Source organism: Inquilinus sp. Marseille-Q2685, assembly GCF_916619195.1.
Lineage (GTDB): Bacteria > Pseudomonadota > Alphaproteobacteria > DSM-16000 > Inquilinaceae > Inquilinus.
On the sequence record NZ_CAKAKL010000006.1, the window covers coordinates 298,208 to 319,033 of the forward strand.

Below are 20,826 nucleotides of genomic sequence, written 5' to 3' on the forward strand. Positions count from 1 at the left end.
GGGGAAATAAATCCTGCGATATTGCACCCCCAGATATACTTGAAAATAATCTTCATTTTCCAATAATGGTTCACAAAATCTATTTACATTTGAACGATGCGCATCGACCGGGCTCGCCCTCTGGCGAACCCGATCGGTCCTGCCCTACTCCGCCGGCGTCGGATGGGCCGGCGGCTCGTCTTCCTCCACCACCCGGTGATGGTCGCGGGCGAGGTAGGTGTAGACCATCGGCACCACGAACAGGGTGAACAGCGTGCCGATCGACATGCCGGACGCGATCACCAGGCCGATCGAGAACCGCGCCGCGGCGCCGGCGCCGCTGGCATAGAGCAGCGGCACCACGCCCAGCACCATCGCCGCCGTGGTCATCAGGATCGGCCGCAGGCGGATCGCCGCCGCCTGCTCGATCGCGTCGCGCCGCGACAGCCCCTGCTGCTCCTGCAGCGTGTTGGCGAACTCCACCATCAGGATGCCGTGCTTGGTGATCAGCCCGACCAGGGTGATCAGCCCGATCTGGGTGTAGATGTTGATGCTGGCGCCGGTGAGCTGGAGGATCGAGCCGAGATTCAGCGCCGCCAGCGCGCCGAAGATCGACAGCGGCACCGACATCATGATGATCAGCGGGTCGCGGAAGCTTTCGAACTGCGCCGCCAGCACCAGGAAGATCACGATCACCGCGAAGGCGAAGGCGATCATCACCGTGTTGCCTTCGGTGATGTACTGCCGCGAATCGCCCTCGTAGTCGTAGGTCACGCCGCGCGGCAGGATCCGGTCGGCCGTCTGCTGCAGGAAGGTCAGCGCCTGGCCGAGGGTGACGATCACCGGCGTCGGCACCCCCTGGATGGTCGAGCTGTTCAGCTGGTTGAACTGGGTATAGGAGTTCGCCGTCGCCTGGGTCTTCAGCGTCACCACCGAGGACAGCGGGATCAGGTCGCCGCCGGCGGTGCGGACGAAGTACTTGTTCAGCTCCTCCGGGTTCAGCCGGCTCTCCTGCGCCACCTGCGGGATCACCTTGTAGCTGCGGTTGTCGCGGTCGAAGCGGCCGATGTCGTTGCCGCCCAGCATGACGTTCAACGTGACGCCGATGTCGTCCATGTTGATGCCCAGCGCCGCCGCCTTGTTGCGGTCGATCTCGACCGACAGCTCCGGCCGGTCGAAGGAGAGGGTGGCGTTGGCGAACAGGAACAGGCCGCTCTTGCGCGCCTCGTTGGCGATCTGCTGCGCCATCTCGTAGACCAGCTGCGGCGAGCCGGGGGCCTTGATCACGAACTGCACCGGCGGTCCGCCGGAGGAACCTGGCAGGGCCGGCGGCGTGATGGCGAAGCCCTCGACCCCGGCGATGCCGCCCACGACCTGCTGGACCTGGGCCTGGATCTCGGCGCCGCTGCGGGTGCGCTCGCCCCAGGGCTTGAAGGTCATGCCGCCGAAGCCGGAGGCCAGCGAGCCGGCGCCGTTGACCGAGAAGATCGCGTCATGCTCCGGGATCGCCTGCAGGTCCTTGATCAGCTTGTCGCTGAACCGGTTCATGTATTCCAGGTTGGCGTAGCGCGGGCCTTCGAGGATCATGAACACGAAGCCCTGGTCCTCCTCCGGCGCCAGCTCGGGCGGCGTGTTCACGAACAGGAAGGCCGAGGCGGCCAGCAGCACGACCGCCAGGAACACCGTCACCGGCCGGTAGTTCAGAGAGCTGTGCAGCCGCCGGTGGTACCAGCCCTGCAGCCCGGTGAAGAAGCGGTCGACCGTCCGCTGGAACCGGCCGGCGCCCGCGCCGTGCGGCTTCAGGAGCTTGCTGGTCATCATCGGCGACAGGGTCAGCGCGACGATGCCGGAGATGATCACGGCGCCGGCCAGGGTGAAGGCGAATTCGCGGAACAGCGCCCCGGTCAGGCCGGTGGCGAAGCCGATCGGGGCGTAGACGGCGGCGAGCGTGATGGTCATCGACACCACCGGCCCGGCGATCTCCGCCGCCCCCTTCAGCGCCGCCTGCCGCGGCGTCAGCCCCTCCTCGATGTGGCGGTGGATGTTCTCGACCACCACGATGGCGTCGTCGACCACCAGGCCGATGGCCAGCACCATGGCCAGCAGCGTCAGCGTGTTGATCGAGTAGCCGAGCGCGTAGAGGCAGAACAGCACGCCGATCAGCGACAGCGGGATGGTCACGACCGGGATGACCACGGCGCGGAACGAGCCGAGGAACAGCAGGATCACGACCACGACGATCGCCACCGCCTCGGGGATGGTCTTGCCGACCTCCCAGATCGAGGCCTCGATGAACTCGGTGGCGTCGTAGACGATCTCGCCGCGCATGCCTTCCGGCATCTGGCGCACGATGTCCTGCATCGCCGCGCGGACATTGGCCGCCGTGGTCAGCGGGTTGGCCGCGGGGGTCGGGTTGATGGCGACGAAGATCGCCTCGCGCCCGTTGAAGGTGACCCGCGAATCATAGCTTTCGCTGCCCAGCTCGACCCGGGCCACGTCCTTCAGCCGGACGATGTTGGACCCGTCGGACCGCACCACCAGGTCGCCGAAGGCTTCGGCCGTGCGCAGCGTGGTGTCGGTGCGGATGGCGAAGGTGACCAGCTCGCCCTCGGTGCGGCCCGGCGCCGACTGGAAGTTGTTGGCCCGGATCGCCGCCACCACGTCGGCCGCCGTGACCTGGCGCGCGGCCAGCCGCATGGGGTCGACCCAGACCCGCATGGCGAAGCTCTTGGCGCCCAGGATCTCGGCTTCGGCGACACCTTCGGTGGTCGACAGCTGCGGCTGCACCACCCGGGTGATGTATTCGGTCACCTCCTCCGGCGACATCCGGTCGCTGTCCAGCGCGATGTACTGGATGGCGATGTCCTGGCCGGTGCCCTTCACCACCACCGGGTCCTTCGATTCGTCCGGCAGGTCGTTGCGGACCTGCTGCACCTTGGTCAGCACCTCGGTCAGCGCCGCATCCGGATTGGCGTTCAGCTTCATGTGCACCGACACGGTGCTGACGCCCTGGACCGAGGAGGAGGTGACGTAGTCCAGCCCCTCCGTGCTCGCCACCGCCTGGGCGATCGGGGTGGTGATGAACCCCTGCATCAGGTCGGCGCTGGCGCCCGGATAGGCGGTGGTGATGGTGATCACCGTCTCCTCGGTCTTCGGGAACTGGCGCACCGGCAAGGTCGCCAGCCCCTGGATGCCGAGCAGCAGGATCAGGAGGCTGATCACCGAGGCCAGCACCGGCCGGCGGATGAAGATCGACGTGAAGTTCATGGCGCTCCCCCTTCCCGGCCGGGCCTATGACCCGGCCTGCGGAGGACGGCTGGGATCGACCGAGTTGTCGATCACCACCGGGAAGCCGTTCTGCAGCTTGAGCTGGCCGGAGGTGACGACCTGGTCGCCCGCCTTCACCCCCTCGACGATCTCGGCCACGGCGCCCTGGCGCTGGCCGACGCGGACGAAGACCTGCTCCACCACCAGCTGCGGCCCGGCCGGCGCCTGGCCCGCGCCCGGGCCGGCGGGCTGCTGCTGCCCGGCCTCCGCCTGCTTCTCGCGGATCACGAAGACGGTGTCGCCGTAGAGGCTGAAGGTGATCGCGGTCTGCGGCACGGTCACGACGTTCGGCCGCTCCGGCAGGATCAGCCGGACATTGGCGAAGAAGCCGGGGCGCAGCTTGAGGTCCGGGTTGTCGATGGTGGCCCGCACCCTGACCATGCGGCTGGCGGTGTCGACCACCGGCTCGATGCCGGTGACCTGGCCGCGGAACACCTGGTCCGGGAAGGCGTCGGCCCGGACCTCCACCTTCTGGCCTTGGCTGATGCGGCTGAACGCCTGCTCCGGCAGGGTGAAGTCGGCATAGACCTGGTCCAGGCGCTGCAGCGTCACCAGCGCATCGCCGGCGGCGACGTAGCGGCCGATATCGACCTTGCGGATGCCGACGATGCCGGCGAAGGGCGCCGCCACCGCCTTCTTCTCGATCACCGCCTCGGCGCGGGCGAGCTGGGCCTGGGCCTTCAGCAGCTCGGCATTCGCCGTGTCCAGATCGGCCTGCGGCGCGTTGCCGCGCGCCCGCAGCGACGACACCCGATCCAGGGTCCGCTGCGCCAGGTCGATCGCCGCCTGGTACAGCCGCGCATCCGTCTGGTCGATCGAATCGTCCAGCTGCACCAGCCGCTGCCCGGCCTGGACCGTGTCGTTGGCCTTGAAGTCGATCGACTTGACGGTGCCCGCGACCTCGGAGGCGACCTGGATGCCCTCGACCGCCGAGACGGTGCCGATGCCCTCGAGATAGTCGGCCCAGGTCTTCGCCTCGGCCTTGGCGGCGGAGACGGCGACCGGCGGGATCTGCGGGTTGGCGAACATGTCCGCCACCACCTTGTCGCGCATGACGTTCATGCCGACCAGCCCGCCGACGATGACGATCAGGGCGATGCCGACCAGGAAGAAACGGAGGATCATGCGCGAGTCCGCCCCTCAAGGCCCGCGTTTGATCATACGGGCTCATGTTGTGAATCCAAAAAGCGCAGCACCATACACTAGACGGCGGCGCGCGAGCTAACCGGAAACATACATGCATGTACGGCATAGGTAACCGGGGCGCCCATGCCGCCGCAGCATCGCTCCGCCGCCGCTGCCAACGGCCTTCGCATATGCCCTCTCACCGACTAAGGTGCGGCTGGGACTGGACGGGACCCCGCGCCATGCAAGTCTATCTGCCGATCGCCGAGGTCTCGGTGAACGCCCTGCTGATTCTCGGCATGGGCGGGCTGGTCGGGTTCCTGTCCGGCCTGTTCGGCGTCGGCGGCGGCTTCCTGATGACGCCGCTGCTGATCTTCATCGGCATCCCGCCGGCGGTCGCGGTCGGCACCCAGGCCAACCAGCTGGTCGCGGCCAGCGTGTCCGGCATGCTGGCGCATTGGCGGCGCGGCAATGTCGATCTGAAGATGGGGCTGGTGCTGCTGGCCGGCAGCGCCGTCGGCAGCGTGCTGGGGGTGCGGCTGTTCAGCCTGCTGCAGCTGCTGGGCCAGATCGACCTCGCCATCAACCTGTTCTACCTGCTGTTCCTGGGCACGGTCGGCGGGCTGATGCTGGTCGAGAGCCTGCGGTCGATGCTGCGCCAGCGCCGCTCCCCCGGGCAGCGGCGCAAGCTGCACAAGCACGGCTGGTTCCACGGCCTGCCGTTCAAGACCCGGTTCCCGAAGTCGCGGCTGTACATCAGCGCCCTGGCGCCGATCGCGATCGGCGCGCTGGGCGGCTTCCTGACCGCGATCATGGGCATCGGCGGCGGCTTCATCCTGGTGCCGGCGATGATCTACCTGCTGGGCATGCCGGCGTCGCTGGTGGCCGGCACCTCGCTGTTCCAGATCATCTTCACCACCGCCCTGGTCTGCTTCCTGCAGGCCTTCCAGAACCAGACGGTCGACGTGCTGCTGGCCCTGCTGCTGCTGGCCGGCGGCGTGATCGGCGCCCAGTTCGGCACCCATGCCAGCGGCCGGCTGCGCGGCGACCAGGCCCGCGCCCTCCTGGCCACGCTGGTGCTGATCATCTGCATCAAGGTCGGCTTCGACCTGATCGGCACGCCGGCCGACCTGTTCTCCGTCGCCATGCGCCGGGGGGGCTGAGCCGTGCTGCGCTTCGCCCTCGCCGTCGCCGTCTGGGCCGCGGCGCTGACCGTCTGCCGGCCCGGCGCCGCCCAGGACCTGGTCGCCGACCTGTCCGACCACGTCATCGCCATCAACACCGGCTTCACCGGCACGCGCGTGCTGCTGTTCGGCGCCACCGAGGGCGAGGGCGACGTGGCGGTGGTGGTGCGCGGCCCGTCCGACCGGGCCACGGTGCGCGAGAAGGACCGCGTCGCCGGCATCTGGCTGAACCACGCCAGCATGAAGTTCAGCGGGGTGCCCGGCTTCTACGCCGTCGCCTCGAGCAAGCCGCTGGAGCAGCTGGCGCCGCCGCCGGTGCTGGAGCGCGCCGGCATCGGGCTGAAATACCTGCAGCTGGCCGTGAGCGAGGACGACCGCGAGGCCGGGCCCGAGGCCATCGCCGCCTATCGCGATGCGCTGATCCGCGGCCTGCAGCGCGCCGGCCTCTATGTCACCGACACCGGCCAGGTCAGCTTCCTCAGCGGCCGCCTGTTCCGGACCCGGATCGAGTTCCCGGCCAACGTCCCGACCGGCCAGTACCAGGTCGAGGCCTATCTGTTCCGCGGCGGCCAGGTGGTCGACGCCCAGACCACGCCGCTGATCGTCGGCAAGGTCGGGATGGGCGCCGAGATCTACGAGTTCGCGCAGAGCGAGCCGGCGCTGTACGGGCTGGCCGCCATCATCATCGCCGTCGCCTCCGGCTGGCTGGCGAGCGTCGTCTTCCGCCGCGCCTGACCCCTTCCCATGTTTGAGGGTGCCATGACCGACAACGCCCCAGAAACCCCGAAGCAGGAGCTGCCGCGCATCTTCCTCGTTGTCGTCGACGACACCGAGGAATGGCGGGCGGCGCTGCGCTACGCCTGCCGGCGGGCCCAGCACACCGGCGGCCGCGGCGCCCTGCTGCACGTCATCAGCCCGAGCGAGATCCAGCATTGGGGCGCGATCGAGGACGTGCTGCGCGAGGAGGCGAGGCACGAGGCCGAGCAGCGGCTGCAGCGGGTAGCGCGCGAGGTCAACCAGCTGACCGGCACCATCCCGATCCTGCACATCCGCGAGGGCGCCGCCCGCGACGAGCTCCTGGCCCTGATCGCCGAGGAGCCGTCGATCTCGGTGCTAGTGCTGGGCGCCGACACCGTCTCCTCCGCCGGCCCCGGCCCGCTGATCCAGTACCTGACCAGCAGCCGGGCCATCGCCAGGCTGCGGATCCCGCTGACCATCGTGCCGGGCAACCTGACGACCGAGGCGATCGACGCCCTGACCTGACGCCCGGATCCGCATGGCGGCCGGCTTGACGGCGCCATCCTGCGGTGGCATCCGAGCGTGACGGGCGCCGGCAGACCCGGCCTTCGATGAATCGAGACATGGACGAGCCAGACAGTCGTCCCGGCCGGGACGAGACAGACCACCAGAGGCGACCCGACCGGATCGCCCCGAAAGGGAACGGACGGCCCGGCGCCGCGCCGGCTGGAAGGCCCCGCTAGACACCGCGGCGCCCCGGCCCGGCGATGCGCCGGCCCGCAGGGGACAGACCGCGATGCTGCGCATCTACACGCTATCGAACGCCCGTTTCGCCTCGGTCGAGCCGGCCGAGGGCGCCGGCTTCCCGCCGGACACGGTCTGGATCGACCTGTTCAACCCGACCGCCGAGGAGGAGCGGCTGGCCGAGCAGCAGCTCGGCCTGCTGCTGCCGACCCGCGAGGAGATGCAGGAGATCGAGGCGTCGAGCCGGCTGTACCAGGAAGACGGCGGCATGTTCATGACCGCCAGCGTGCTCTACGCCACCGAGACCGACGCGCCGGGCACCGCCCCGATCACCTTCGTGCTGAAGGGCCAGACCCTCGTCACCATCCGCTACGCCGAGCCGAAGTCGCTGACCGGCTTCATCGCCCATGCCGAGCGCCAGCCGATGCTGTGCCCGTCGGGCTCGGCCACGCTGATCGGGCTCCTGGAGGCCATCGTCGACCGCACCGCCGACATCCTGGAGCGGGTGGCGGGCGAGGTCGACGTGCTGTCGCAGCGCATCTTCAAGGTCCACGAGGCGGTGCACAAGCGCACCACCAACGAGGAGCTGGAGGCCAACCTCAAGCAGATCGGCCGCAGCCAGAACCTGGTGTCGAAGGCGCGCGAGAGCCTGGTCAGCCTGGCCCGGCTGCTGAGCTTCCTGGCCGTCGGCGACGCCACCAAGGACAAGGTGTTCCGCACCCATCTGAAGAGCCTGAGCCGGGACGTCGCGTCGCTGACCGACCACGCCACCTTCATCGGCAACAACATCACCTTCCTGCTCGACGCCTCGATGGGGATGATCAACATCGAGCAGAACGCGATCATCAAGATCTTCTCGGTCGCCGCCGTGGTGTTCCTGCCGCCGACCCTGGTGGCCAGCATCTACGGCATGAACTTCGAGGTGATGCCCGAGCTGAAATGGGCGGTCGGCTATCCCTGGGCGCTCGGGCTGATGGTCCTGTCCGCGGTGCTGCCGTATCTCTGGTTCAAGCGGAAGGGGTGGCTGTAAGGAGACGCTTCCCTCAGGCGCACCGCTCCTCGCCATGACGGCTTTAACCCGGCCGCCCTCGGCACAATCATCGTCCAATGGCATCATGGCGTTCCATACTTCCCGGATGCCGATGATCGAGCTGCGCCATCTCCGCTACTTCGTCGCCGTGGCCGAGGAGGGGCATGTCACCCGGGCGGCCGAGCGGCTGGGCATGCAGCAGCCGCCGCTGAGCCAGCAGATCAAGGCGCTGGAGCAGGCGCTGGGCGTCCCCCTCCTCCACCGATTGCCGCGCGGCGTGCAGCCGACCGAGAGCGGCCTGGTCCTCCTGGCCGAGGCCCGCGCGATCCTGGCCCAGCTCGACCGCGCGCTGGAGACGGTGCGGCGCACCGGGCGCGGCGAGCTGGGGCGCGTCGCCGTCGGCTTCACCAGCTCCGCCGCCTTCCACCCCTTCGTTTCCGCCGCCATCCGCGGCTTCCGCGAGGCCGCGCCGCAGGTCGAACTGGCGATGGAGGAGGCCAGCACCGGCGAACTGGTCGAGGCGCTGCGGCTGGGCCGGCTGGACGCGGCCTTCATCCGCTCGCCGGTCGGCGACGCGGCCGGCCTCGTGGTCGAGCCGCTGCTGGACGAACCGATGGTCGCGGTCGTGCCGGCCGGCCATCCGCTGGCTGCCCGGACAGGCCCGATCCCGCTGCCGGCCTTGGCCGAAGAGCCCTTCGTGCTGTACCGCCGCCCGAGCGGGCCGGGCCTCTATGATTCGATCATCGCCGCCTGCCGCGCCGCCGGTTTCAGCCCGCGCATCGCGCAGGAGGCGCCGCGCCTGGTGTCGACGCTGAGCCTGGTCGAGGCCGGTCTCGGCGTGTCGATCGTCCCGGCCTCGATGGCCCGGCTGGACACCGGCGGCGTCGCCACGCTGCGCCTGGCCGCGCCGCTCGTGGCGCCGCTGCACCTGGCCCGCCGCGACGCCGAGCCGCTGGGTGCGGCCCGGCGCTTCGTCGAGCATGTCCGGCGGATGGATCGGGCCTAACGGGCGAACCGTTTCGCCCCGGCGACGCACAGCACGACGGCGGCGGCGCAGCCGACCAGGCCCCAGCCGACCGGCTCGTGCAGCAGCGTCGCGGCCAGGGCCAGGCCGAAGAAGGGCTGCAGCAGCTGGATCTGCCCGACCGCGGCGATGCCGCCCAGCGCCAGGCCGCGATACCAGAAGATGAAGCCGATCAGCATCGAGAACAGCGAGACATAGGCGAGCGCGGCCAGCGCCGGCCAGCCGACCCCGGCCCAGGAGGAGGGCCAGGTCAGCAGCGTCGCCGGCAGCGCCAGCGGCAGCGACAGCAGCAGCGCCCAGGAGATCACCTGCCAGCCGCCGAGCCGGCGGGACAGCCGGGCGCCTTCGGCATAGCCCAGGCCGCAGGCCAGGATGGCGGCGAGCATCAGCCCGTCGCCGAGCAGCGAGGCCTCGGCCCCCTGGCGCAGCGCATAGCCGCCGACGATCGCGGCGCCGGCCACGGAGAAGGCCCAGAAGGCCGGCCGCGGCCGCTCGCCGCCGCGCAGCACGCCGAACACGGCGGTGGCGATCGGCAGCAGCCCGACGAAGACGATGGCATGGGCCGAGGTGACATAGCGCAGCGCCAAGGCCGTCAGCAGCGGGAAGCCGACCACGACGCCGAGCGCCACCACCACGAGCGGCCCGAGATCCGACCGTTCCGGCCGCTGCGGCCGCAGCGCCAGCAGCATCGTACCGCCGAGCAGCCCGGCGATCGCCGCCCGGGCCAGGGTCAGGAACAGCGGGTCGAGGTCGAGCACCGCCACGCGTGTGGCCGGCAGCGAACCGCTGAAGATGAGCACGCCGAGCAGGCCGTTGATCCAGCCCGCCGCCGCCTCGTTCGAGGATCCGCTCATGGTCGTTCGAAGTGTCTGCATGATGTCCAGCATCGCGCCCGGCGACGGCGCCGGCCAGAGATGGTAGAGTACAGTTTCGCCAAACTGTCCTGGTCCGGAGCCCGGTACGGATGCTCGATCTGGTCCCTGCGCCGCGAGACGGCGCCACCCTTGTATCCACCGTGATGGACGGCATCCGGCAGCGGATCGAGAGCCGTGCCCTGGCACCGGGCGCCAAGGTGCCGTCGATCCGCCGCCTGGCCGAGGCGCTGGGCGTCTCGAAATCGACCGTGGTCGAGGCCTATGACCGGCTGGCGGCGGAAGGCGCGATCGCCGCCCGCCCCGGATCCGGCTTCTACGTCGCCCGGCGCGCGCAGCCTTTGACCCTGGCCGAGCCCGGCCGGCGGCTGGACCGGACGATCGACCCGCTGTGGATCGCCCGCCAGTCGCTGGAGACGCCGGAGCCCGGCGCCGGCCCGGCGCTGAAGCCCGGCTGCGGCTGGCTGCCGGCCGACTGGATGCCCGACCCGGCGATCCGCCGGGCCCTGCGCGGCCTGGCCCGGTCGGAGGGCGAAGGGCTGGTCGAGTACGACTCGCCGCTGGGCTTCGCCCCGCTGCGCCGGCACCTGGCAGGGCGGCTGGCGGAGCGCGGCATCGCCGCCGAGGCCGGGCAGATCCTGCTGGCCGACGGCGGCACCCAGGCGATCGACCTGATCGGCCGATTCCTGCTGGAGCCCGGCGATTCCGTGCTGGTCGACGACCCCTGCTACTTCAATTTCCTGGGCGTGCTGCGTGCCCACCGGGCCCGGGTGATCGGCGTGCCGCGCACCCCGGCCGGCCCCGACCTCGACGCCTTCGCCCGCGCTGCGGCGGAGCACCGGCCGAAGCTCTACGTCACCAACGCCGCCCTGCACAACCCGACCGGCGCCAGCCTGGCGCCGCAGGCCGCGCACCGGCTGCTGACACTGGCCGAGGCGCACGACCTGGTGGTGGTCGAGGACGACATCTTCGCCGATTTCGAGACTGAGCCGTCGCCGCGCCTGGCCGCGCTGGACGGGCTGCAGCGGGTGATCCATATCGGCAGCTTCTCCAAGACCCTGTCCGCCGCGGTGCGCTGCGGCTTCATCGCCGCCCGGCCGGACTGGGTCGAGGGGCTGACCGACCTGAAACTGGCCACCAGCTTCTCCAACGGCGCCCTGGCGGCACGGCTGGTGCACCGGCTGCTGACCGACGGCAGCTATCGCCGCCACGTCGAAGGGCTGCGCGGCCGGCTGGCGCGGGCGATGGGCGAGACGGCGCGGCGGCTCGGCGCCCTCGGCCTGGCGCCCTGGGTCGAGCCGCGCGGCGGCATGTTCCTGTGGGCGGCCCTGCCCGACGGCCTCGATTCGGCCGAGGTGGCGCGCCGCGCCTTGGCCCGCGACGTGGTGCTGGCGCCCGGCGACGTGTTCAGCCCGTCCCGCAGCGCCAGCCGGTACCTGCGCTTCAACGTCGCCCAGTCGGCCAGCCCTCGGGTCTTCACGGTTCTGGAGGAGGCGATGCGTGGGTGAGGGTGCTTCCGTCGGACGTCAGAGCAGATTGCCTCTCCCGCTTGCGCGACCTTTTCAGAATTCCAAACACCGTCATTGCGAGCGCAGCGAAGCAATCCAGGGGCCATGCGCACCGGCCCCTGGATTGCTTCGTCGGCTTCGCCTCCTCGCAATGACAGTGAGGGATGGGGCATTGTGAAAAGGTCGAGCAAGCGGGAGAGGCAACGCAAAGCGCCGATCCGACCCCAAACAGAAAGGGCGCCCCGCAGGACGCCCTCTCTTGTCTTCCGCCCAGCCGCCGCTCAGGCCAGCTCGGTCTCCTTGGTCGCGTCGTCGGAGGCCGGGGCCGAGGGGTTCTCGACATAGTCGAAGGTCAGGCTCTCGCCGTCTTCCGCCACGTCGACCCGGACCTGGCCGCCCTTGACCAGCTTGCCGAACAGCAGCTCGTTGGCCAGCGGCTTCTTGATGTGCTCCTGGATCACCCGGGCCATCGGCCGGGCGCCGTAGAGCTCGTCATAGCCGCGCTTGACCAGCCACTGCCGCGCCGCCGAGGACAACTCGACGGTGACGTGCCGGTCGGCCAGCTGGGTCTCGAGCTGGATCACGAACTTGTCGACCACCTGCGACACGATCTCCGGCGTCAGATGGCCGAAGGGGATGATCGCGTCGAGCCGGTTGCGGAACTCCGGCGTGAACATCCGGTTGATCGCCTCCTTGTCCGCATCCTCCTTGCGCGTCGCGCCGAAGCCGATCGACTGCTTGGTCAGCTCGGTCGCGCCGGCATTCGTGGTCATGATCAGGATGACGTTGCGGAAATCGACCGACTTGCCGTTGTGATCGGTCAGCTTCCCGTGATCCATGATCTGCAGCAGGATGTTGAAGACGTCCGGATGCGCCTTCTCGATCTCGTCCAGCAGCAGCACGCAGTGCGGGTGCTGGTCGACCGAATCGGTCATCAGCCCGCCCTGGTCGAAGCCGACATAGCCCGGGGGCGCGCCGATCAGCCGGCTGACCGAATGCCGCTCCATGTATTCCGACATGTCGAAGCGCACCAGCTCGATGCCCAGCAGCCGGGACAGCTGCCGCGCCACCTCGGTCTTGCCGACGCCGGTCGGGCCGGAGAACAGGTAGTTGCCGATCGGCTTCTCCGGCTCCCTCAAGCCCGCGCGGGCCAGCTTGATCGCGGCCGACAGGGCGTCGATCGCCTGGTCCTGGCCGAACACCAGCGTCTTCAGGTCGCGGTCGAGCGTCTGCAGCAGCGCCTTGTCGTCGCGGCTGACGCTCTTCGGCGGGATCCGGGCGATCTTCGCCACCACCGCCTCGACGTCGCGCATGCCGATGGTCTTCTTCCGGCGCGACGGCGGCAGCAGCATCTGGGCGGCGCCGGCCTCGTCGATCACGTCGATCGCCTTGTCCGGCAGCTTGCGGTCGCCGATGTAGCGGGCCGACAGCTCCACCGCGGTGCGGATCGCGTCCGCGGTGTAGCGCACCTGGTGGTGCTTCTCGTAATAGCTCTTCAGCCCCTGCAGGATCTTGACCGTGTCGTCGACCGACGGCTCGTTGACGTCGATCTTCTGGAACCGGCGCACCAGGGCGCGGTCCTTCTCGAAATAGTTCCGGTATTCCTTGTAGGTGGTCGAGCCGATGCATTTCAGCGCGCCCGAGGCCAGGGCCGGCTTCAGCAGGTTGGAGGCGTCCATCGCCCCGCCCGAGGTGGCTCCGGCGCCGATCACGGTGTGGATCTCGTCGATGAACAGCACCGCGCCAGGCAGATTCTCCAGCTCGGTCATCACCGCCTTCAGCCGCTCCTCGAAATCGCCGCGGTAGCGGGTGCCGGCCAGGAGCGCGCCCATGTCGAGGGCGAAGATGGTGGCGTCGGCCAGCACCGGCGGCACCTCGCCGTCGACGATGCGGCGGGCCAGCCCCTCGGCGATCGCGGTCTTGCCGACCCCGGGGTCGCCGACATAGAGCGGGTTGTTCTTCGAGCGGCGGCAGAGGATCTGGATCGTCCGCTCGATCTCGGCCTCGCGGCCGATCAGCGGGTCGATCTTGCCCTTCGAGGCCTTCTCGTTGAGGTTGACGCAATAGGTCCTGAGCGCCTCCGAGCCCTTCTTCACGACCTTCTCCGCCTGCGCATCCTCGTCGGCGCCCGAGACCGGGCGCGATTCACCGGCCCCGCTGCCGCCCGACCGCGCCCCGCCCGAGGCGCCGGCCTTGGCGATGCCGTGGCTGATGTAGTTGACGGCGTCGAAGCGGGACATGTCCTGCTCCTGCAGGAAGTACACCGCGTGGCTCTCGCGCTCGGAGAACAGGGCGACCAGGACGTTGGCGCCGGTCACCTCCTCCCGCCCCGAGGACTGGACGTGGATGGCGGCGCGCTGCAGCACGCGCTGGAAGCCGGCGGTCGGCTTCGCGTCCTCGATCCCGTCGATCTTCAGGGTCGCGAGCTCGGTGTCGATATAGCCGACGAGGTCGCGGCGCAGCTTTTCGAGATTGACGCCGCAGGCGCGCATCACCGCGACGGCGTCCTGGTCCTCGGACAATGCCAGCAGCAAGTGCTCGAGCGTGGCGTATTCGTGCCGTCGCTCATTGGCGAAAGCGAGGGCCCTGTGCAGCGTCTGCTCCAGATTCCGCGAGAGCATCGGTCGTCCCCATGCCGGGAGGGCCCGCCAGACCTCTGGTCAGGCCTTCTCAAGAATACATTGTAGAGGATGCTGATTGCGGCGCGCGAAGTCCATCACCTGCGCCACCTTCGTCTCCGCCACCTCGTAGGTGAAAACGCCGCAGACGCCCACACCCCGACGGTGAACATGGAGCATGATGGTGGTGGCTTCCTCGCGGCTCTTCGCGAAGAAGCGTTCCAGGACATGGACGACGAACTCCATCGGCGTGTAATCGTCATTCAGCATCAGGACCTTGTACATGGACGGCTTCTTCGTCCGCGGCCTGGTCTGAACGACAACCCCGGTGCCGGCGTCGTTGCCGCCTCCTCGATCATCCTTCCGTTCGGTGTCGCTCATGGATATGGGATGCGTGCTGCCGGTTTTGAACCCGATCATGATGATAGTGCCGCGGGGCCCGGAGTTGTAGGCCCGCGATGCGGAAAGAACGCGATAGCTGAAATGCGAACGGCCCCGGCGACGCGATGTCGCCGGGGCCGTGGGGCCGCTGATCCGGGGGAGGAAGCCGGATCAGGCGGCGAGCGGCTTAGACAAGGTCTCGACCGCGACGTTGACGCGGGCGGCGATCGGCGCCACGGCGTCGTTGGTCACTTTCAGGCCCAGCTCCGACAGCTTGCTGCTTTCGGCGACGAAGCCGTCGAAGGCGGTCTTGCTGTAGGCCGACTGCAGGTCGACGACCTCGCGCAGGGTCTTGGCGGCGAGCAGCGAGCGGGTCGCCTCGGCAGCCTGCTCGGCGGCGCCGTGCTGCAGGGCGAACCAGGCGCGGGTCAGCTGCTCGGTGCCCTGGGCGAAGACGGCGGCCGACGCGAACACGGCGTCGACATTGCCCTTGGCGAAGGCGACCAGCTCATCGAAGTTCTTGGTCGCGGCCTGGGCCGCCTTCTCGAACTGGTCCTTGGTCAGGGCGAGGCCCTGGGCGACATTCTTCTCGACGGCGGCCTGGCTGGCCTTGACGGTGTCTGCCACGGTGTCCCTCACGGTCTCGGTGGTGGTCTCGACGGCAGCGAGCTTGCTCGCGCCGGCACGGCTCTTGGCGGTGGTCATGACGACGGCTCCAAATGCTTCGCAGCGGACCGTCGCCGCCCGGGGCGCCGCCCAGCCATGCTGCACTGCAACATGCCGCCTTTATGAGCAGATCGATTCGATCTGTCAACGTTTTTTGTGCAGTGCAACATGCCCGACGAATCGGGACCTCCGGCCAAGGGCATTGCCTCGGGATCGGCGATGCTGCCAGGATGGTTTGCAACCGGACCCACCGGACCGGCCGGCAGATTTTTGCCGTGTTCACGAATTGGTTTATGGACAAAAATCAACGGGTTAATTTAGACTTCTGCAATCACGCTTGAATCAAGATCCGCAACCGGCGTGGGCGGGGGGTCGGCATGGCAGGTATCGTTGCGCGATCGGCGGCAGTTTTTCTTGCCTGCCTCGCTTTGGCGCTTCTGCCCGCCCGGGCGGAGGCGGCGTCGCGCTATGCTGCCTATGTCATCGACGCGCGCACCGGCGAGGTGCTGCACGAGGAGAACGCCAACCAGCAGCTGTACCCGGCGTCGCTGACCAAGCTGATGACGCTGTACCTGACGTTCCGCAGCCTGCAGAACGGCGACCTCACGCTCGACACGCGGCTGTCGGTGTCGAGCTATGCCGCCTCGCAGTCGCCGACCAAGCTGGGCCTGACCACCGGGTCCCGCATCCGGGTCGAGGACGCGATCCTGGGCCTGGTCACCCAGTCGGCCAACGACGCATCGGTGGTGCTGGCCGAGGCGATCGGCGGCAGCGAATCCCGCTTCACGCGGATGATGACGCAGCAGGCGCGGGCGCTGGGCATGAGCCGCACCACCTTCACCTCGACCAACGGCCTGCCGGACCCGGACAACGTCTCGACCGCGCACGACATGGCGGTGCTGGCCCGCGCGCTGATCAACGACTATCCGCAGTACTACCCCTATTTCGCGACCAAGAACTTCCGCTATCGCGGCCGCAACTTCCCGAACCACAACCGGCTGATGCAGTCCTATGCCGGCATGGACGGGATGAAGACCGGCTACATCCGGGCCGCGGGCTACAACCTGGTGGCGTCGGCCGTGCGCGGCCGCACCCGGCTGATCGGCGTGATCTTCGGCGGCACCAGCCCGATCGCCCGCAACGCCAAGATGGCGGAGCTGCTGGACGAGGCCTTCGAGTCGCATGAGGGCACCGGCGCCTATGTCGCCGAGGCGCCGGCCGCGGCGGCGCCTCGGGTGGCGTCCAGCCCGTTCCAGCCGCCGCTGCCGGACCGCCGGCCGGACGTGCTGGACGAGCCGCTGCTGGCGGCGGCGACCGAAGGCGAGGGCGACGCCGAGGATGACGGATCCGCAGGGACCGACGGCATCGGCGCGATGATCGCGCTGCACGCCGCGGCCCGCCCCAAGGCCCAGCGCGTGGCCTACGAGCCGGTGCCGAGCGCCCTGGCCGACATCCCCCTGCCCAAGCCGCGGCCGCTGCGCCGGCACCGCTGAGGCTTAACCGCCCCTCTTCATCGTCATTGCCGGGCCTGCCCCGGCAATCCAGGGGCAGCTTGCGCTGCCGTCGACAGCCCCTGGATCACCGGGTCAAGCCCGGTGATGACAAGCAGGGGTGGAACAGGCAGCGCCGCGACTACCCCCGCAGCGTGCCGCCCTGCTTCTCGACCGCGGCGACGATCTTCTTGCCCACGGCCTCGATCGCCTCGTCAGTCAGGGTCGCTTCGACCGGCTGCAGCGTCACCGCAAGCGCCAGCGACTTGCGGCCTTCCGGCACACCGGGGCCGCGATAGACGTCGAACAGCGCGACGTCGGCGACCAGCGCCTTGTCCGCCCCCTTCGCCGCCTTGAGGATGCGGTCGGCCGGCACCGAATCCTCGACCACGAAGGCGAAGTCGCGCACCACCGGCTGGAAGGCGGCCAGCTTCAGCAGCGGCTTGGCCGTGCCGGCCTTCTTCTTCGGCTGCGGCACGGCGTCGAGGAAGACCTCGCAGCCGACCACCGGCCCGTCGACCACCAGCGCCGACAGCACCGCCGGGTGCAGCTCGCCGAAATGCGCCAGCACCGTCGGGCCCAGCCGCAGGCAGCCGGAGCGGCCGGGATGGTACCAGTCCGGCGCGTCGGTCGAGACCGCGAGGTTGGCCACCGGCGCGCCCGCCGCCTCCAGCGCCGCGATCGCGTCGGCCTTGGCGTCGAAGACGTCGGCCGGCCGCGGCGGCTGCGCCCAGTGGCGCGGGCCGCTGAGGCCCGAGCGGACCGCGGCCGCGACCATGGCCTGGCCGGTCTCGGTGGCGTCGCGATAGGCCGGGCCGATCTCGAACAGCGCCGCGTCCGGCAGGCCGCGCGCGGCGTTGCGCCCAGCCGCCCGGATCAGGTTCGGCAGCACCGATGGCCGCATCGTGTCGAGGTCCGACGCGATCGGGTTGAGCAGCTTCAGCCCGCTGTTCTGGAAGCCGAACCAGCCGGCGTCGCGCCCGTCCATGAAGGACCAGGTCACCGCCTCGTCCAGGCCGCGGGCCGCCAGGGTCCGGCGCACCAGCTCGCGCGCCTTCTGCGCCGGGCTGAGCGCCGGCTGGGTCAGCGTCGTCAGCTTCGGCAGCGGCACCGCCGGGATGGCGTCGAAGCCGTTGACCCGCAGCACCTCCTCGACCAGGTCGGCCTCGCCATGGACGTCACCGCGCCAGGACGGGACGGCCGCCTGGATCAGCCCGTCCGCGCCGTCCGACACGCCGAAGCCCAGCGCCGACAGGATCGACACCTGCCGCTCGCGCGGCACGTCCACGCCGCCCAGGCTTTCGACCCGGGCGGGGCGAAGGGTCAGGGTCCGGCGCCAGTCGGGCTCGTGCCCGGCGATCACCAGTTGCGAGGCCTCGCCGCCGCACAGCTCCAGGATCATCCGGGTCGCCTGCTCGATGCCGGCGACCACCGCCGCCGGGTCGACGCCGCGCTCGAAGCGGTAGCGCGCATCGCTGCTGATGCCGAGCGCCCGGCCGCTCATCGCCGTGCGCACCGGGTCGAACAGCGCCGCCTCGAGGATCACCTCGGTGGTCTCGTCGGACACGCCGGTCGAGGCCCCGCCCATGATGCCGCCGAGGCTGAGCGGGCCGGTGTCGTCCTCGATCACCGTGACGCCGGGCGGAAGGGTGTAGGTCTTGTCGTTCAGCGCCGCCAGCGTCTCGCCGCCCTGCGACAGCCGCAGCCGCAGGCCGCCCTTGACCTTACCCGCGTCGAAGACGTGCAGCGGCCGGTTGCGGTCGAAGGTGAAGTAGTTGGTGATGTCGACCAGCGCCGAGATCGGCCGCAGGCCGATCGCCTTCAGCCGCGCCTGCAGCCAGGCCGGGCTGGGGCCGTTCTTCACCCCGCGGAACACCCGGGCCGCGAACATCGGGCAGGCCGAGGCCGCATCGGCCGGGAAGTCGAGGCCGACGGTCAGGTCGGTCCTGAAACGGCCCTCGACCGGCGTCTCGTCGATCGGCTTCAGCGTGCCGAGGCCGGCGGCGGCGAGGTCGCGGGCGATGCCGCGGATGCCGGCGCAATCGGCCCGGTCCGGGGTCAGCCCGATCTCGATCACCGGGTCGTCCAGGCCGCGCCAGGCGGCGAAGGAGGCGCCGAGCGGCGCGTCGTCCGGCAGCTCGATGATGCCGTCATGCTCGTCCGACAGGCCGAGCTCCCGCTCCGACACCAGCATGCCGTTCGAGGCCTCGCCTCGGATCGTCCCGGCCTTGAGGTCCACCTTGGTGCCGGGGATGTAGGCGCCGGCCGGCGCGAACACGCCCTTCATGCCGGTGCGGGCGTTGGGCGCGCCGCACACCACCTGCACCTCGCCCTTCCCCGTATCCACGATGCAGACCCGCAGCCGGTCGGCGTTGGGGTGCTGCACCGCCGATTTGACATAGGCGATGGTGAAGGGCGCCAGGGCGGCGGCCGGGTCCTCGACGCCGTCGACCTCGAGGCCGAGGCTGGTCAGCGCGTCGGTGATCTCGCCCAGCGACGCCGTGGTGTCGAGATGGTCCTTGAGCCAGGACAGGGTCAGCTTCATGGTCGCGGTCTCGATGCGGCGGGCGGGACTAGCGGGTCAGGCCGGTGGCCAGGCTGGGTACGTCGAGCGGCACGAAGCCGTAGTGCTTCAGCCAGCGTAGATCGGCCTCGAAGAAGGTGCGCAGGTCGGGGATGCCGTATTTCAGCATCGCCGGGCGCTCGATCCCCATGCCGAAGGCGAAGCCCTGGTAGCGGGTGGAATCGATGCCGCAGGCCTCCAGCACCTTCGGATGGACCATGCCGCAGCCCAGGATCTCCAGCCAGTCGCCGTAATTGCCCAGCTTCAGCTCGCCGCCCTTGCGCGAGCAGCCGATATCGACCTCGGCCGAGGGCTCGGTGAAGGGGAAGAAGCTGGGGCGGAAGCGCAGCGGCAGATCGGGCACGTCGAAGAAGGCGCGGCAGAACTCGATCAGGCAGCCGCGCAGATGGCCCATATGGATGGCCTCGTCGATCACCAGCCCCTCGATCTGATGGAACATCGGGGTGTGGGTCTGGTCGTAGTCCGAGCGGAAGGTCCGGCCCGGCGCCACGATGCGGATCGGCGGCTTCTGCGACAGCATGGTGCGGATCTGCACCGGCGAGGTGTGGGTGCGCAGCACCGCCGCCTTCCCGTCCGGCCGGTCCGGCAGATAGAAGGTGTCGTGCATCTGCCGCGCCGGATGCTCCGGCGGGATGTTCAGCGCGGTGAAGTTGTGCCAGTCGTCCTCGATGTCCGGGCCTTCGGCGACGGTGAAGCCCATCTCGGCGAAGATCGCCACCATCTCGTCGCGGGTCTGGCTGATCGGGTGGATCCGGCCCGTCCGCTCCGGCCGCGGCGGCAAGGTGACGTCGACCGTCTCGCGCGCCAGCCGGGCGTCCAGCGCCGCGCGCTCCAGCTCCGCCTTGCGGGCGTCGAGCAGGGCGGTGATCTCGTCCTTGGCCACGTTCAGTGCGGCGCCGAAGGCCTTGCGCGCCTCGGGGTCGAGGTCGCGCAAGCCCGCCATCAGGCCGGTCAGGCTGCCCTTCTTGCCCAGCGCCGCGACCCGCACGGCGTCCAAGGCCGCGAGATCCTGGGCCTGGGCCAGCGCCGCAGCCACCTCGCGCTTTAGCGTCTCTACCTGTTCCATCGCCTGCATCCTCGATGGCGTCGACCGTGAAACGGCCATGAAAAAAGGGGCCGAGCCCTCAGGCCCGACCCCCGCTTCCTTTCGCTCTGTCCGTTCCCGCCGGGGCGGGGTCGGATCAAGCGGCGTTCTTGAGCGCGGCCTGGGCCTGATCGACCAAGGCCTTAAACGACTCCGCATCGCGCGTGGCGATGTCGGACATGACCTTGCGGTCGATGTCGATGCCGGCCAGCTTGATGCCGTGCATGAACTTCGAATAGGTCAGGCCGTGCTCGCGCACGCCGGCGTTGATGCGCTGGATCCACAGGCCGCGGAAGTCGCGCTTCTTGTTGCGCCGGTCGCGATACGCATAGCGCAGCGCCTTCTCGACCTTCTCGATCGCGATGCGATAGTTGGTCGAAGCGCGGCCGCGGTAGCCCTTGGCGAGCTTGAGGATCTTCTTGTGGCGGGCGTGGCTGGTGACGCCGCGGGAAACTCGTGCCATTGCTCAGCG

At 69.6% G+C, this 20,826-nt stretch carries 16 protein-coding genes; 7 read left to right on the top strand and 9 right to left on the bottom strand.

Annotation, left to right across the window (positions count from 1 at the left end; translation table 11 throughout):
• Positions 1-144 precede the first annotated feature (144 nt).
• A complete protein-coding gene (locus tag LG391_RS25345) occupies positions 145-3,246 on the bottom strand; it encodes an efflux RND transporter permease subunit (RefSeq protein WP_225770830.1) in 3,102 nt (1,033 codons plus the stop codon).
• Between the two features lie 24 nt (positions 3,247-3,270).
• Entirely contained in the window at positions 3,271-4,431 is a 1,161-nt protein-coding gene (locus LG391_RS25350) for an efflux RND transporter periplasmic adaptor subunit (protein WP_225770831.1), read from the bottom strand.
• 242 nt (positions 4,432-4,673) lie between these two features.
• Here LG391_RS25350 and LG391_RS25355 point away from each other — a divergent pair, with 242 nt between their 5' ends.
• From LG391_RS25355 to LG391_RS25375, 5 genes are all read left to right on the top strand, one after another.
• Positions 4,674-5,594 (top strand): sulfite exporter TauE/SafE family protein, encoded by a 921-nt coding sequence (locus LG391_RS25355; RefSeq protein ID WP_225770832.1) that lies wholly within the window; start codon positions 4,674-4,676, stop codon positions 5,592-5,594.
• 3 nt (positions 5,595-5,597) lie between these two features.
• Positions 5,598-6,350, top strand: coding sequence for a TIGR02186 family protein (locus LG391_RS25360; RefSeq protein WP_225770833.1), 753 nt, complete (start codon positions 5,598-5,600; stop codon positions 6,348-6,350).
• 24 nt (positions 6,351-6,374) lie between these two features.
• Positions 6,375-6,878 (top strand): universal stress protein, encoded by a 504-nt coding sequence (locus LG391_RS25365; RefSeq protein WP_225770834.1) that lies wholly within the window; start codon positions 6,375-6,377, stop codon positions 6,876-6,878.
• 271 nt (positions 6,879-7,149) lie between these two features.
• Positions 7,150-8,127, top strand: coding sequence for a magnesium transporter CorA family protein (locus LG391_RS25370; RefSeq protein ID WP_225770835.1), 978 nt, complete (start codon positions 7,150-7,152; stop codon positions 8,125-8,127).
• An 85-nt stretch (positions 8,128-8,212) separates the two neighbouring features.
• A complete protein-coding gene (locus LG391_RS25375; RefSeq protein WP_225770836.1) occupies positions 8,213-9,133 on the top strand; it encodes a LysR family transcriptional regulator in 921 nt (306 codons plus the stop codon).
• Here LG391_RS25375 and LG391_RS25380 read toward each other — a convergent pair.
• Complete coding sequence (locus LG391_RS25380) at positions 9,130-10,005, bottom strand: DMT family transporter (protein ID WP_225770837.1); 876 nt, start codon at positions 10,003-10,005, stop codon at positions 9,130-9,132. The genes LG391_RS25375 and LG391_RS25380 overlap by 4 nt on opposite strands.
• 110 nt (positions 10,006-10,115) lie before the next feature.
• Between LG391_RS25380 and LG391_RS25385 the strand changes: the two genes are divergently transcribed.
• A complete protein-coding gene (locus LG391_RS25385; RefSeq protein ID WP_225770838.1) occupies positions 10,116-11,531 on the top strand; it encodes a PLP-dependent aminotransferase family protein in 1,416 nt (471 codons plus the stop codon).
• A gap of 281 nt (positions 11,532-11,812) precedes the next feature.
• Here LG391_RS25385 and clpA read toward each other — a convergent pair whose 3' ends face one another.
• From clpA to LG391_RS25400, 3 genes are all read right to left on the bottom strand, one after another.
• A complete protein-coding gene (clpA, locus tag LG391_RS25390) occupies positions 11,813-14,152 on the bottom strand; it encodes an ATP-dependent Clp protease ATP-binding subunit ClpA (RefSeq protein ID WP_225770839.1) in 2,340 nt (779 codons plus the stop codon).
• Positions 14,153-14,191: 39 nt separating this feature from the next.
• Positions 14,192-14,530, bottom strand: a complete 339-nt coding sequence (clpS, locus tag LG391_RS25395; protein ID WP_034844418.1) for an ATP-dependent Clp protease adapter ClpS — start codon at positions 14,528-14,530, stop codon at positions 14,192-14,194.
• A 171-nt stretch (positions 14,531-14,701) separates the two neighbouring features.
• Complete coding sequence (locus LG391_RS25400) at positions 14,702-15,235, bottom strand: phasin family protein (protein ID WP_225770840.1); 534 nt, start codon at positions 15,233-15,235, stop codon at positions 14,702-14,704.
• A 338-nt stretch (positions 15,236-15,573) separates the two neighbouring features.
• Here LG391_RS25400 and LG391_RS25405 point away from each other — a divergent pair, with 338 nt between their 5' ends.
• A complete protein-coding gene (locus LG391_RS25405; RefSeq protein ID WP_225770841.1) occupies positions 15,574-16,689 on the top strand; it encodes a D-alanyl-D-alanine carboxypeptidase family protein in 1,116 nt (371 codons plus the stop codon).
• Positions 16,690-16,828: 139 nt separating this feature from the next.
• Here the strand turns inward: LG391_RS25405 and pheT are convergent, their stop codons facing one another.
• The 3 genes from pheT to rplT form a co-directional block, all read right to left on the bottom strand.
• Complete coding sequence (gene pheT, locus LG391_RS25410) at positions 16,829-19,231, bottom strand: phenylalanine--tRNA ligase subunit beta (RefSeq protein ID WP_225770842.1); 2,403 nt, start codon at positions 19,229-19,231, stop codon at positions 16,829-16,831.
• 28 nt (positions 19,232-19,259) lie between these two features.
• Positions 19,260-20,336, bottom strand: coding sequence for a phenylalanine--tRNA ligase subunit alpha (pheS, locus tag LG391_RS25415; RefSeq protein ID WP_225770843.1), 1,077 nt, complete (start codon positions 20,334-20,336; stop codon positions 19,260-19,262).
• A gap of 115 nt (positions 20,337-20,451) precedes the next feature.
• Positions 20,452-20,817: a 50S ribosomal protein L20 gene (gene rplT / locus LG391_RS25420; protein WP_034836891.1), complete on the bottom strand. Its 366-nt coding sequence runs from the start codon at positions 20,815-20,817 to the stop codon at positions 20,452-20,454.
• Between the last annotated feature and the right edge of the window lie 9 nt (positions 20,818-20,826).

What these genes read in the sequence shown, in the direction of transcription:
- clpS (WP_034844418.1), bottom strand. Translation starts at nt 14,530, where the DNA reads ATGAGCGACACCGAACGGAAGGATGATCGAGGAGGCGGCAACGACGCC.
- LG391_RS25365 (WP_225770834.1), top strand. Translation starts at nt 6,375, where the DNA reads ATGACCGACAACGCCCCAGAAACCCCGAAGCAGGAGCTGCCGCGCATC.
- pheT (WP_225770842.1), bottom strand. Translation starts at nt 19,231, where the DNA reads ATGAAGCTGACCCTGTCCTGGCTCAAGGACCATCTCGACACCACGGCG.
- LG391_RS25375 (WP_225770836.1), top strand. Translation starts at nt 8,213, where the DNA reads ATGGCGTTCCATACTTCCCGGATGCCGATGATCGAGCTGCGCCATCTC.
- LG391_RS25345 (WP_225770830.1), bottom strand. Translation starts at nt 3,246, where the DNA reads ATGAACTTCACGTCGATCTTCATCCGCCGGCCGGTGCTGGCCTCGGTG.
- clpA (WP_225770839.1), bottom strand. Translation starts at nt 14,152, where the DNA reads ATGCTCTCGCGGAATCTGGAGCAGACGCTGCACAGGGCCCTCGCTTTC.
- LG391_RS25370 (WP_225770835.1), top strand. Translation starts at nt 7,150, where the DNA reads ATGCTGCGCATCTACACGCTATCGAACGCCCGTTTCGCCTCGGTCGAG.
- LG391_RS25385 (WP_225770838.1), top strand. Translation starts at nt 10,116, where the DNA reads ATGCTCGATCTGGTCCCTGCGCCGCGAGACGGCGCCACCCTTGTATCC.
- LG391_RS25405 (WP_225770841.1), top strand. Translation starts at nt 15,574, where the DNA reads ATGGCAGGTATCGTTGCGCGATCGGCGGCAGTTTTTCTTGCCTGCCTC.
- LG391_RS25350 (WP_225770831.1), bottom strand. Translation starts at nt 4,431, where the DNA reads ATGATCCTCCGTTTCTTCCTGGTCGGCATCGCCCTGATCGTCATCGTC.
- pheS (WP_225770843.1), bottom strand. Translation starts at nt 20,336, where the DNA reads ATGGAACAGGTAGAGACGCTAAAGCGCGAGGTGGCTGCGGCGCTGGCC.
- LG391_RS25400 (WP_225770840.1), bottom strand. Translation starts at nt 15,235, where the DNA reads ATGACCACCGCCAAGAGCCGTGCCGGCGCGAGCAAGCTCGCTGCCGTC.
- LG391_RS25355 (WP_225770832.1), top strand. Translation starts at nt 4,674, where the DNA reads ATGCAAGTCTATCTGCCGATCGCCGAGGTCTCGGTGAACGCCCTGCTG.
- rplT (WP_034836891.1), bottom strand. Translation starts at nt 20,817, where the DNA reads ATGGCACGAGTTTCCCGCGGCGTCACCAGCCACGCCCGCCACAAGAAG.
- LG391_RS25380 (WP_225770837.1), bottom strand. Translation starts at nt 10,005, where the DNA reads ATGAGCGGATCCTCGAACGAGGCGGCGGCGGGCTGGATCAACGGCCTG.